The 12,285-nt window shown below is 59.2% G+C and carries 11 protein-coding genes; 4 read left to right on the top strand and 7 right to left on the bottom strand.

The annotated features are described in order from the left end of the window. Positions 1 to 145: 145 nt before the first annotated feature. Positions 146 to 673 carry a DUF2911 domain-containing protein gene (locus tag FGZ14_RS02045; RefSeq protein WP_139920702.1) on the top strand — a complete coding sequence of 176 codons (528 nt, stop codon included), beginning with the start codon at positions 146 to 148 and terminating at the stop codon, positions 671 to 673. Positions 674 to 888: 215 nt separating this feature from the next. Here FGZ14_RS02045 and FGZ14_RS02040 read toward each other — a convergent pair whose 3' ends face one another. The 4 genes from FGZ14_RS02040 to FGZ14_RS02025 all read right to left on the bottom strand — a co-directional run bounded on the left by FGZ14_RS02040 (position 889) and on the right by FGZ14_RS02025 (position 3,241). Continuing rightward, entirely contained in the window at positions 889 to 1,245 is a 357-nt protein-coding gene (locus FGZ14_RS02040) for a DUF952 domain-containing protein (protein WP_180754458.1), read from the bottom strand. A gap of 293 nt (positions 1,246 to 1,538) precedes the next feature. Continuing rightward, positions 1,539 to 2,309 carry a hypothetical protein gene (locus FGZ14_RS02035; protein ID WP_139920698.1) on the bottom strand — a complete coding sequence of 257 codons (771 nt, stop codon included), beginning with the start codon at positions 2,307 to 2,309 and terminating at the stop codon, positions 1,539 to 1,541. A 106-nt stretch (positions 2,310 to 2,415) separates the two neighbouring features. After that, positions 2,416 to 2,766 (bottom strand): DUF952 domain-containing protein, encoded by a 351-nt coding sequence (locus tag FGZ14_RS02030; RefSeq protein ID WP_139920697.1) that lies wholly within the window; start codon positions 2,764 to 2,766, stop codon positions 2,416 to 2,418. A gap of 88 nt (positions 2,767 to 2,854) precedes the next feature. Further along, a complete protein-coding gene (locus FGZ14_RS02025) occupies positions 2,855 to 3,241 on the bottom strand; it encodes a hypothetical protein (protein WP_139920695.1) in 387 nt (128 codons plus the stop codon). A 321-nt stretch (positions 3,242 to 3,562) separates the two neighbouring features. On the opposite strand from FGZ14_RS02025, the gene hppD reads away from it, so the two are divergent. Beyond that, a complete protein-coding gene (hppD, locus tag FGZ14_RS02020; protein WP_139925985.1) occupies positions 3,563 to 4,696 on the top strand; it encodes a 4-hydroxyphenylpyruvate dioxygenase in 1,134 nt (377 codons plus the stop codon). 204 nt (positions 4,697 to 4,900) lie between these two features. On the opposite strand, the gene FGZ14_RS02015 is transcribed toward hppD, so the two are convergent. Together FGZ14_RS02015 and FGZ14_RS02010 are read right to left on the bottom strand one after the other, a co-directional pair. Then, positions 4,901 to 6,070, bottom strand: coding sequence for an LLM class flavin-dependent oxidoreductase (locus FGZ14_RS02015; protein ID WP_139920693.1), 1,170 nt, complete (start codon positions 6,068 to 6,070; stop codon positions 4,901 to 4,903). Positions 6,071 to 6,149: 79 nt separating this feature from the next. Beyond that, the gene (locus tag FGZ14_RS02010; protein ID WP_139920690.1) at positions 6,150 to 7,463 is read right to left on the bottom strand and encodes an APC family permease; all 1,314 of its coding nucleotides are present in this window, start codon (positions 7,461 to 7,463) and stop codon (positions 6,150 to 6,152) included. Positions 7,464 to 7,902: 439 nt separating this feature from the next. On the opposite strand from FGZ14_RS02010, the gene FGZ14_RS02005 reads away from it, so the two are divergent. Beyond that, positions 7,903 to 9,639: a phospho-sugar mutase gene (locus FGZ14_RS02005; RefSeq protein WP_139920688.1), complete on the top strand. Its 1,737-nt coding sequence runs from the start codon at positions 7,903 to 7,905 to the stop codon at positions 9,637 to 9,639. A 91-nt stretch (positions 9,640 to 9,730) separates the two neighbouring features. Here the strand turns inward: FGZ14_RS02005 and FGZ14_RS02000 are convergent, their stop codons facing one another. Further along, positions 9,731 to 10,798, bottom strand: a complete 1,068-nt coding sequence (locus tag FGZ14_RS02000; protein WP_139920686.1) for a hypothetical protein — start codon at positions 10,796 to 10,798, stop codon at positions 9,731 to 9,733. Between the two features lie 267 nt (positions 10,799 to 11,065). Between FGZ14_RS02000 and FGZ14_RS01995 the strand changes: the two genes are divergently transcribed. Beyond that, entirely contained in the window at positions 11,066 to 12,184 is a 1,119-nt protein-coding gene (locus tag FGZ14_RS01995) for a hypothetical protein (RefSeq protein ID WP_139920684.1), read from the top strand. Positions 12,185 to 12,285 lie beyond the last annotated feature (101 nt).

Below are 12,285 nucleotides of genomic sequence, written 5' to 3'. Positions count from 1 at the left end.
CAAACACTGAATGCCCGGCAGAAGCTATGCTTTTGTCGGGCATTCGGGCGTTATGGCGGGGTAGCATTCTGCGCCTGTGCTAACTTAATGCAGCCGAGCAGGTTTAGCGGCTGTCTGTTTCTTCCACTTCTACTATTTCCTACCCATGAAATCAATTCGCACGTTCTCTTTGCTGCTGCTCCTGAGCCTGCTGTGGGCTCACACCTCCTTCGCCCAGGGCCAGGATGACCCGTCCAAGCGCCCCAGCCCACCCGCTACGGCTACCGGCAAAATTGGCAAGGCCAACGTAACCGTAGCCTACAGCAGCCCCTCCGTGAAGGGCCGCACCATTTGGGGCTCGCCGCTGGTGCCCTACGGGCAAGTGTGGCGCGCAGGAGCCAACGAGGCCACTACCTTCACTACCGACCAGCCCCTAACCGTGGAAGGCAAAACCTTACCAGCTGGCACGTACAGCCTGTTCACCATCCCGACGGAAAAGCAGTGGACGGTCATCTTCAACAAAACCGCCCAGCAGTGGGGCGCCTATAAGTACGACCAGAAGCAGGATGCCCTGCGCGTAACCGCTACCCCTCGCAAAGCGGCCAACCTGCAGGAAAAGCTGGTATACGAGGTAACGCCTCAGGGCCTGGTGCTGCGCTGGGAAAACCTTGAGCTACCCGTGGCGATGAAATAAGTCCTTCCTCTACGCACAAAACAGCCCCGTTCTACTCCGGTAGGGCGGGGCTGTTTTTTGATATATAGCCTTATGCCCGGCACTGGCAATTTTGCTACACCAGCAATTAATCCACTCCGATGAGCAGTTAAAGCAAATGTACCTCCCAGTAAAGAAGTCTGTTAGCCGGCTCCCGGAGTAGTTTTGCTCTTATCTAGAAGCCATACTGCTGGTGGCTACCCGGAAGGCTCTGTCTGAATACTAAACTCACCGGCAGCATTACGACGCAGTTCCAACACCCGCCTTATAGCGCTTATCGGAATAGCCCCGAAGATGTGCGCGAAGGTTTCCTGCCGCTCTCCTCGCCAAATCAGCTCTAACTCCACTCCTGCCTCGCGCAGGAGCACCGGATCAATTTCCAGGGCCAGAAGCTCTGACTCGTTAGGAAAATATAGATTAGCTGTCGTCAGCACTTGATGGCGGGGCGAAGCGTGGATAAACCCAGTGACTACTAAGTCAGGGCTGGCAAAAAACCCGGTGTGCTGCGCGGTAAGCCAAGTCTTGACTTCGGTGATGCGGTAATAAAATTGCACGTTGATAAGACAGCAATAGGACTAGCAACAATACTGCCCGTAGTTAGTACGCTAACCACTACTGTCCAGTTTTTGTTAGCCTATTAGGTAGGCCGTTGCTAGTTGCTGGGTACTGCGCTAAGCCTGGTTCTGGCTTACCTCGCCCCACTAACAAATTACCCTGTATCAAACCCGAGTTACGCTTTAGCCAGAGGAAACTGCTTCCTACTTGCTTGGCGAAGTGCTGGTGCCCATCGGCTATGCGGAAGGGTTTTAACGAACCCGAACAGGAATTTTTGAGCGCCGCTAGGCAACTAGCGCTTGGCCGTAGCCTGAGTGAAGTCAAACTGCACCGGGCGCTCATCGAAGAACACGACTAGCCGCAGCCGCTTGGCGTAGTCCCGGCGCGGAAAATGCACCTGCCCTACCACCCGCTGGCCGGGCTCCAGGGTGGTGTTGCGCAGCACTGTGACCTCCATACTTACTTGCTGGTCATACAGCTGATCGGCTTGCTGGGCGTGTTGTTCGCGTTGCTCCTCGAAGAAGGCATCGTCGCTCTGGTGCCGGTAGTCGCGCTCAGCAACCTGCTCGGCGGTTTCCTTCTTTTTAATGCTGGCTACATCTTCAGCAATGTGGGTGGCGGTGGTCAGAAGCTCAAACCAGCTTACATTGGTTGCTTTAGCGGCTTGCTTATCGAGCTTGGCGGCCAGCTGTTGCAGCTGCACTTCCGGATCCAGAGCGGGCACCCGGCTCTCAAATATGCCTTTGGCCAACTGCTTTTCCGCTACTGAGTCGGTGGGCAGCATGAGGTAGTAAAAGGTTTCGGGGGCTACCAGAATCGGCCGGTCGGAGTAGTTGCTGATTTCCGTTTCAAACACCAATTCCGTCGGCTCGTAGCGAATAAAGCCTACGCGCACCTGCACGCTGTCGGGGTGCTGGGTGAGGCTGGTGGGGTGGCCATTTACCCAGGGGCCATCGGGCCGGGTGGGCGTCAGGCTCAGAAAGGAAGTGGCCGAGCAGGCCGTTAGGCTGGCCGCTACCAAAGCAGGTAGCACCAGGCGGATAAGCGTAGATAGGGTAGTCATTGAAGCCGATAAGCAAAGTAGTTGGAACAGTGGCAGCCCGGCCGGCTTGCGTACAATTAGGATCGAACTATATAGTATTTTCTTTAAGCAACAATAATTCCAACTCTCAGCCCCGCAGTTCGGGCGGTAGGTGAAACTCGCCCGTCGCGTCAGCGCCCAGGTGCCACACCCGCCGGATAGCCTGAAGCGACACCGGGCCAAACACATGCGCGAAATGCTGCTGCCGGCTTTCTACCCACTCCCGCTCCACGCGCACCCCGGCTGCTTTCAGCGCGGCCTCGTCCCACTCCAGAAGCCACAGACCCATGCGGCCGGGGTAGTAGCGCCGGGCGGTTTCCAGAATCTGGTGTTGCTCGGAGCAGTGAATGAAACCTTCCGCGGCTAAGTTGGGGCTGGCGAAAATGCCGGTTTGTTGGGCCTGGGCCCAATCAGCAGGCTCGGCAATGCGGTAGAGCATAATCGTTATTCAGAAAAGAAAAACAGGCCATTTGGCATCACCTGTGCGTGATACCAAATGGCCTGTTTCCAGATGCGGGTGGTACCGCTTAGGCTTTCCAAACCTCTTCCTGTACGGCTTTGCCCACCGTGAGTACCAGCCGCGTGGGGTTGGGTACCAGGGTCAGGCGGGCTTCTTTGCCGGAGTATTTCTCGGAGTCAATCCAGACGCCTTCCTTCGGGGTGGGCTTGCCGCTGATGTTGGCCGGGAGGTAGGCCGTAGGCAGCAGCACGTCGGTGTCGGAGCCTAAGGCATCGTGCACTTTCTCCAGGGCTGCCTCCAGGAAGGAGCCATATTCTTCGTTGAAATCGTCCTCCAGGTCGTGCAGCTCTTCCTCTACGTCATCGTAGCGGGCATCATCATAGGTGAGGGTCTGCAACTCGGCTTTCTTCTCGATGAGGGCCACGAGGGCGCGGTTTAGCTCTTCCGAATTCATAAGCGTAAAGCAATGGGTTATGGCTACAAAGGTGAAGAGGATTTGGCAGTTTCGTATGCCTCTTCCGGCTTTTGACTCAATTCTACGAAGAATGCCTGATCCACGTCTATAGCAGCGGGCTTTCCGGCGGTTTACTATAGCCTCCTATAGCTTCCTGTGGTTTCCAACGGTTGCCAGTGAGCAGCACCCTACCCTATTCCGGCTTTCGGACCCTGGGCGGGGGTAGGGCCGGGCGCCGTGGGGCAGCAGGTGGGGTATGATTTAACCTAAACCCGTATTTTTACCCGGTAACCCATCATGCCCACCCTACCCCCTCCGCCCATGGAAACCATGACTTCCCCGGCCGTTCTGGCCCAGCCCGCCCAGGATTTCCTGCCCCTCAACGGCACCGACTACATTGAGTTCTACGTTGGTAACGCCAAGCAGTCGGCCTACTACTACCAGGCCGCGTTTGGCTTCGAGCTGGTAGCCTACGCCGGCCCCGAAACCGGCGTGCGCGACCGGGCTTCCTACGTGCTGCAGCAAAACAAAATCCGCTTTGTACTGACCACTTCCCTGCTGCCCGACTCCGACATCACGCGCCACGTAGCCCAGCACGGCGACGGCGTGAAGGTGATGGCCCTGTGGGTGGACGACGCCCGCAAATCCTTCGAGGAAACCACCAAGCGCGGCGCCAAGCCGGCCTTCGAGCCCTATACCATTGAGGACGAAAACGGCTCGGTTACGCTGTCGGGCATTTATACCTACGGCGAAACCATCCACACCTTCGTGGAGCGAAGCAACTACCGCGGCGCTTTCATGCCGGGTTTCGTAGCCAAAACCGGCATTGTACCCCAGGGCGAGGTGGTAGGCCTGCTGCACGTTGACCACTGCGTAGGTAACGTGGGCTGGGGCGAGATGAACCAGTGGGTGAAGTTCTACGAGGACGTCATGGGCTTTAAGCTGCTGTTGACCTTCGACGATGACGACATCAGCACGGAGTATTCCGCCCTCATGTCGAAGGTAGTGAGCAATGGTAACGGCTACGTGAAATTCCCCATCAACGAGCCCGCCGAAGGCAAGAAAAAGTCGCAGATTGAGGAGTACCTCGACTACTACCACTCGCCCGGCGTGCAACACATTGCCATTGCCACCAAGGACATCCGGGCCACTGTGACGGAGCTGCGCCGCCGTGGCGTGGAGTTCCTGACCGTGCCCGCTGCCTACTACGAGGACCTGCTGGACCGCATTGGAGCCATTGATGAGGACCTGGAAAGCATCAAGGCCCTGAACCTGCTGGTGGACCGCGACGAGGAAGGCTACCTGCTGCAAATCTTCACGAAGCCCGTAGAAGACCGCCCCACCGTGTTCTATGAAATCATTCAGCGCAAAGGCGCCAAGAGCTTCGGCAAAGGCAACTTCAAGGCCCTGTTCGAAGCCATTGAGCGGGAGCAGGCCCTGCGCGGCAACCTGTAAACCGCTGATTTAGATAAGCAAAAGGCCCGACGCTGCCAGCAGTGTCGGGCCTTTGTTTTTATACCAAGAACGTCATGTCGAGCTTGTCGAGACATCTCGCGTGCTGACGCAAGGTTACTATTACAACATCAGCATGCGAGATGTCTCGGCCAGCTCGACATGACGTTCTTGATACATTTTAGCTCACTTCTTTTTGCCTCTTCCCTACTTCAGCAGCGCAGTGGTCAGGGGCGTGACGGGGGTAGTGGCGGGGCGGCGGCCCTGGTAATCGGGCATGCTGATGTTGGGCAGACGTGGCAGCACGTAGCGGGCGAAGTACTCAGCTTCGTCCAGCAAGGGGTAGCCGGAGAAGATAAAGGCCCGGAAGCCCATGTCCATGTAGCGCTGTAGCTTCTCCACAATCTGGTCGGGGTTGCCGACCAGGGCGCCACCGGCTCCGGAGCGCGCCTTGCCGATGTCGGTCCAGAGCAGGGGCTCCACGAAGCCTTCCATATCGGCGTGCTCGCGCAACTGGTTCTGACGGTGCACCCCCAACGACCACGAGTCCTGGGCCCGGCTCTTGATTTCGGCACCCTTCACGGGGTCAAACTTCGACATGAGCTTTTTGGCGTAGGCCCGCGCCTCGTCTTCGGTTTCGCGCACGATGACGTGGATGCGCAGGCCAAAGTCGATTTGGCGGCCGTGGCGGGCGGCGCGGGCACTCATGTCCTGCATGGTTTCGTAGAGCATTTCCTCGGTTTCGGGCCACATCAGGAACATGTCGCAATACTGGGCGCACACCTCCCGCGCGCCTTCCGAAGTGCCCCCGAAGTAGAGCAGCGGGCCGCCGTTCTGCTGGTAGGGCTTAGCGGGGTCAGAGGGCATATCGAACTGGTACAGTTCACCCTTGTGCACAATGCGCTCCTGAGTCCAGGCTTGGCGCAGAATCTCAATGGTTTCGGCGCAGCGTTGGTAGCGCAGGGCTGGGTCCTCGCGCAAGCCCGGCAGGTCGGAGTTAATGATGTTGATGGTCAGGCGGCCCTCCAGCATGTGGTCGAGCGAGGCCAGGGCCCGGGCCAGCATGGGCGGGTGAATTTCACCGGTCCGGATGGCCGTGAGCAGGTTAATGCGTGAGGTTTGGGGCGCCATGCCGGCGGCAAACGTCATAACATCCTGCCCCACCGTGTAAGAGGTAGGCAGCAGAATATTGGAGTAGCCCAGCTGCTCCGATTTCAGCACGATGTCGCGGCAGTGGGCCCAAGAGCTGCGGTAGGCCCCGTCGAGCACACTCAGGTACTGGGTGTCGCCGCCGCAGAGGTCATCAAACCAGGATATTTCAGCCACCCGCTCCGGGGTCCGGATGGGCACGGTGGTGATGGGTAGGGAAAGAGGCATTAAGGTCGAAACTACGTATCAGATCAGGTTAATGACAACTCAGCTCGAAGGGTTGAGGAGCTTCAAGGGGGTAGGAAAGTCAGGGGGCAGCTATGGCTTTAGGCTTCTTCCGGGACAGGAAATACAGCCCTAGCCCCACCACGGCGGCAATGCCTACGTCGCGGGCTTCGGTGGCGGCACTGTTAGAGAGTAGCCAGAGGCAGAGCAGCACGCACAACACGGCCACCACTACCCCACCCCACACCTGGAAAGGGGCCGGTTGCTCCGGGTTTCGGCGGCGCAGCACGGGTAGGGCGGCGCAGGTCAGGGCGAAGTAGGCCAGGCGGATGATGGTGCTCAGGGTAAGGGCGTAGATGAACGTGCCCGAAACCGCCAGCACCAGCTTCAGCGCCGCCGATACCAGCAGGGCTACGTAAGGCGTGTGGTAGCGCGGGTGCAGGCGGCCAAACACCGCCGGAATCTGACCCTGCTCAGCCAACGCAAACAGCAGGCGCGGACCGGTTAGCATGAGGGCGTTGAGCGTACCTAAAGCTGTAAGCAGAGCCGCTACGGCAATAAAGGCCCCACCAGCCGGCCCCAGAAACTGCTGGCTGGAATCGGCTAGGGGTCGCTCTGAGGCAGCCAGGCCCGGCAGCGTGCCAATGCACACTACCTGCACCAGCACAAACAACCCCGCTACCGTGGCAATGGCCGTAAACAAGGCAAACGGCACCGTGCGCTGAGGCTGCTGAATTTCGCCGGCCGGAATGGCGGCCACATCAAACCCCGAAAAGGTGAAGATGAGCAGCAGCGCCGCGCTGGAAAAGCTGACGTAAGTAGGCGGCACGGCAAACGAGAAGGCCTGCCAATCGACGAAGAACAGCCCTACCCCCGTAAACAGGCCCAACACCACCAGCTTGCTCACAGTAAACAGGTTGTTCACGAGCGAGGCCGTGCGCACGCCTACCCAGTTGATAGCCGTCAGCCCCACAATCAGCCCGGCCATCAGCATAAACCGGGGCAGCCCCGCTCCTACCGCCGGCCAGAAGTAGGCCGCGTAGCTCACCAGCAGGTTGCAGATGGAGGCAAAGCTGGCCAGGCGCGAAATCCAGAGCAGCCACCCCACTTCAAACCCCACCAGCGGCCCGAAGGCCTCACGAGCGTACAGATACGGCCCGCCCGTGCCATTAAACCGGCTGCTGACCTCGGCAAAGCACAGAACAATCAGCGTGACGATGGCGGCACTTACGCCGTAGGCCACCAAGCTGTAAGCGCCTACCAGGGCGTAGAGCTTGGAAGGCAGCCCCAGAATGCCGGCCCCGATGGTAATGTTAATGATGAGGGCGACAAAGTCCCAGCGGCGGATGCCGCGCACCAGGCCCGCAGGCGAGGTAGCCAGAGTAGAAGAAGTCATGCAGCAGCGCAGGAAAGCGGAAGGAAACGGGCCGCGGGCAGCCGCGGGCACAGGGTGTCAGCAAGTCGCGGTGGGGCGACAACAACACGGGCAGTTTCCTATCAGCTTGGCTGGCATCATGCAATACAGAAGGCTCCCGGGCGGGAACAGCGGCGGCAAAGATACTTCTTCGGCTTTCCTGGGCAAGAGAAAGGGTTAGCGTCTCAGGCAGGGGTAGGCGCCGCTGGGTTATGGCAGTGGCCGGGTAGTTTTCCTACCCCCTGACTAAGGCACAACCCGATCTGTCACCTTGCTCAGGTTCAACTATTTCTAGGCAGGAATCAACTAGCAGTGTCTAGGGCCTATAGCGGGGAAGTTTAACGCTCTATGCCCAACACCGCAGGAAACCTGTTTTCTTTACTCCCGTTATTCGAATCCTACCGTTCAAACCTTCCCGCGTATGGCCCTGACGCCTGACATTCACGAGAAAATCAATACCTGGCTTACGGGTAGCTACGACGCCGAAACTCAGTCGGCCATTCGCCAGATGCTGGCGGAAAATCAGGAGGATTTCCTTTCCGACGCGTTCTACCGCAACCTGGAGTTTGGTACCGGCGGCCTGCGCGGCATCATGGGCCCCGGCTCCAACCGCATGAACCGCTACACCCTGGGCATGGCTACCCAGGGCCTGAGTAACTACCTGCTCCAGAACTTCCCCGGCCAGGAAATTAAGGTGGCCATTGCCCACGACTCGCGCAACAACAGCCCCGAGTTTGCCCGCATTGCCGCCGACATCTTCTCGGCCAACGGCATTACGGTGTACCTGTTCGAGGCCCTACGCCCTACCCCCGAGTTGTCGTTTGCTATCCGCCAGCTGGGCTGCCAGAGCGGCTGCGTAGTTACGGCCTCGCACAACCCCAAGGAGTACAACGGCTTCAAGGTGTACTGGAACGACGGCGCCCAGGTAGTGGCCCCGCACGATAAGAACATCATTCGGGAAGTAGAAGCCATTCAGTCGGTAAGTGAGGTGAAGTTCCAGCCGGAGCCGTCGCGCATTCACCTGATTGGGGCCGAACTAGACACCGCCTACCTGGCCAAGGTCAAGGAGCTGAGCATCAACCCGGCCGCCATCCAGCGCCAGCACGACCTAAAGATTGTATACACGCCCCTGCACGGCACGGGCATTACACTGGTGCCCAAAGCATTGGCTCAGCTGGGCTTCACGAATGTGCACGTAGTGGAGGCCCAGGCTACTCCTGATGGTAACTTCCCCACGGTACAGTCGCCGAACCCCGAAGAGAAAGTAGCCATGCAAATGGCCCTGGACCAGGCCAAAGCCCTCGACGCCGACCTCGTGCTGGCCACCGACCCCGACTCGGACCGCGTGGGTATTGCCGTGAAGGACAACAAAGGCGAGTGGGTGCTGGTGAACGGCAACCAAACCGCCGCGCTGCTCACCCACTACCTCCTCTCGGCCCGCAAACAGGCTGGCAAGATGACCGAGCAGGACTTTATTGTCTATACCATCGTCACGAGTGAGGTGCTGGGCGACATTGCCCGCGCCAACAACGTGAAGGCCTACCGCACCCTGACGGGCTTCAAGTACATTGCCGGCATCATCCGGGAGTTGGAAGGCCAGCAGAACTATATCGGGGGCGGCGAGGAAAGCTACGGCTACATGATTGGCTCCTTCGTGCGCGACAAAGACGCCATTTCGGCCTGCGCCGTGCTGGCCGAAATGGCCGCCGTGGCCAAGGACCACGGCCACAGCCTCTATGAGGAAATGGTGCACATGTACGCCACCTATGGCTTCTACAAGGAGCACCTGATTTCGCTGACCAAAAAGGGTCAGCGCGGAGCCGAGGAAATACAGGAAATGATGGCCGGACTGCGCGCCAACCCGCCCCGCACCATTGCCGGCCAGCCCGTGGTGGAGCTGCGCGACTACAAAACCGGCCGCATCCGCGACCTGCGCACCAACCTGGAAACCGAAACCGGCCTGGAAAGCTCCAATGTGCTCCAGTTCATCCTGGAAGATGGCAGCAAAATCTCGGCCCGCCCCAGCGGCACCGAGCCCAAAATCAAGTTCTACTTCAGCGTACGCCAGCCCCTGGCCTCCGTCGTGGACTTCGACCTGGCCGACCGCCTCGCCGGCGAGAAAATCCAAGCCATCATTGATGATATGCAGCTGAAATAAGCTGTCAGAGTAAGCACAAAAAAGCCCGGCCAACAATTGGCCGGGCTTTTTCTTTTTGGTGCATTCTTATGACTATGCTTGGCTGGAATTGCTAGAACACAAAGTTGAAGGAGGCTTGCCCTAGTACGCCTCGCAGGTCGCGGCTGCGGCTGTTGAGGGGCACGAAGTAGCTGGCTTTGGTATCGAGCAGGATGTGACGGGTTTTGATCAGCTCTACCCCCAGCCCCAGGTTCACGTTCGGGATGAAGTCGTTTTTCTGGTCGTCGTTGCGGTTCAGGATGAAGCCGCCTACCTGGTAGCTGGTGTAGAGGTTGAGGTAGCGCCGCCGGCCCCGGCCGAAATTGCGCGGGTAGAAATCCTGCCCGAAATTGATAACGAACAGCTCATTTACGAAGGCCGAATCGGACTTATTGGTTGTGGTAGGCTTGTACACACCCAGGTTGAAGTAGCTCTTGCCCCGCGTAAACAAATACTTGATGGCGTAGCCGCGGTAGGCCGGGCTGGTAAGCCCCACCTTGGGGTTGTCGAGGCGCAGGTAGCCCACCTCTACCCCCGGCATATTCACGAAGCTTACCCGGCGGTTGCCGGTAGGGAAGCTGATTTCATCGAACAGCCGAAGCGTTACATAAGCCTGCCCCGCGTGGCTCTGCAGCAGCTCCTGCTGCTGCCGGGTGCGGCGCAGGCGCGCCTCGCTCCGCTCCTGCTCTTCCTGTAGCTTTTCCCGCTCCTCTTTGCTTAATCTGGCCTCGCGGAGCTGAGTTTGCACATGGCCGATGGAAATTACCAACTGCTGGGCTTCAGCCTCCAGCTCCTGCCGCCGGGGGCTCAGGTTGTAAGAGTTCAGGTTATTTTCGAGCACGTAGCCCAGGCTGGCAGTCAGCGAGTCGAGGCGGGGTAGCAGGTTGGCGGGCACGCTGAATTCGGCTGTGAGCTGCTCGGGCGTTTCTTCCTGTTTCTGCACGCGGGTAGCCCGGCTCCGGATAAAGCTGGTTAGGGCCGTACGGGCTTCGGTGTACTTGGTCACGCCCACGCTCAGCCGCTTCTGGGTTTCGTAGGTGTCGGCTTCCCGGTCGGTTTGGGCCAGGACCGGCAGCGCGGCAGCGGCCAAGGCGGCGGTCAGGATACAGCGGGTAGCGGGGGGTAGTAAAAAGAAAGACATAGCAGATGGCGTCTCTGGTAAGTGGAAGACGGTGCTAAATTGAAGCCTGCTTGTGCAACCTCGCGCACCACTTTTCTATCTTCGCAGACTTTTCGCCACCTCCCACAGTAATCCATATATTCTTAATTACCAATAAACTACTTGCTATAACCCTAGACTTATCCAGACTTTACAAAACGCCAAACAACCGCTATTACCGCCTTCGCTGCTCATCCTCTCCCGCTGCTTTTCCTGCCTATGCCGCGACTTTACCTTTTATTCCTTTGTTTGATTGCAAGTGCTGCCGCCCGGGCCCAGGGTCTGCCGGGCTACATCCTGACCCCGGTCGGCGACACGGTATCGGGCTTTGTGGCCGAGAAGAAGCATCAGGTGATTTACCTGTACCCGGCGGCCGGCGGTAAGCCCCAGGTGTTCCGGCCGGCGCAGGTGCAGGGCTACGGTCTGCTCGACCGGCCGGCTATCCGGAGCCGGGTGGTGCACCAGGCGTCCGGGAAGGACTCGGTGTGCTTTGTGCTGCCGGTACAGTTGGGGCGGGCCAGCCTGTACTGCTACGCCGCCAGTGAAGGCGGGCTGCTGCTGCAACCGGCCGGCCTCGACACCCTATATGAGCTGACGCCAGTTACCCGGTCGTTGCTGTTCAACCGGTACCTGGGTGGGTGTGCTACCCTGGTTCCGTATAGTGAGGAGATGCTGGAAATGCGCTTTTCGGCCGAAAACGTGGAAAAGGTATTGCGCCGCTACAACCGCTGCTTCGATTCCGCCTGGCAACCCACCGCGGCCCGCAAGCACTCCCCGTGGCGGCACGGACTGGGCCTGCATGCCGAGGCCTTGCGCGGGAGCCTCACGGATGATAACGTATGGGCCGAGCGAACCATTACCACGGCGGGCTGGGGCCAGCGCATGGGGCTGGAGTGGACGGCCGTGCGGGCCAGCGGCCTGCAGATGGGGGTAGTAGGCACATTTACCTACCTGCCTATGAGCAGCCCGGAGTACCTCGTGCGTACCCTAACGGGGCAGGCGGAGGCAGAGCGGCGCACTAGCGCCACCGCCCAGCTTCTGACTTTAGCCATTTCGGCAGGCAGGCGGCTGGGGCGCCCTACGCGGCCGAGTTTCTACGTGGGTGCTGGGGCGGGCTCCACGGTGCTGCTGCACGAAAAAGGCCAAACCCAGCAGCGCCCGGCGGGCAGCACCATGCCCTTCCAGACCACGGAAACCTATAGTGTGGGCGGCGAGGCCATTTTGCCTCACCTGGAGGCCCAGGCGGGCCTGCTGGCTCCGATAGGTCCCCGGCACGAAATCCGCCTGACGGGTATCTACCAGAAATTCGTTTTCACTTCCTTTAGCACCATCGGGCTGCGGGTGGCTTATGTATGGTTTCGGAAGTAAGCCTACCCGCCCGGCCTCCGTCTAGTGGTGAGTCACCGATTTTATCCTTGGCCTATAGCTGGCCTTTCCTTCTTATTCTCTACCTGAATGCTTCGTTTTTG

The organism is Hymenobacter sp. DG01 (assembly GCF_006352025.1).
Taxonomy (GTDB): Bacteria; Bacteroidota; Bacteroidia; order Cytophagales; family Hymenobacteraceae; genus Hymenobacter.
The sequence above is the reverse complement of the archived record's forward strand: the minus strand, read 5'-3'. Positions and strand labels throughout refer to the sequence as shown.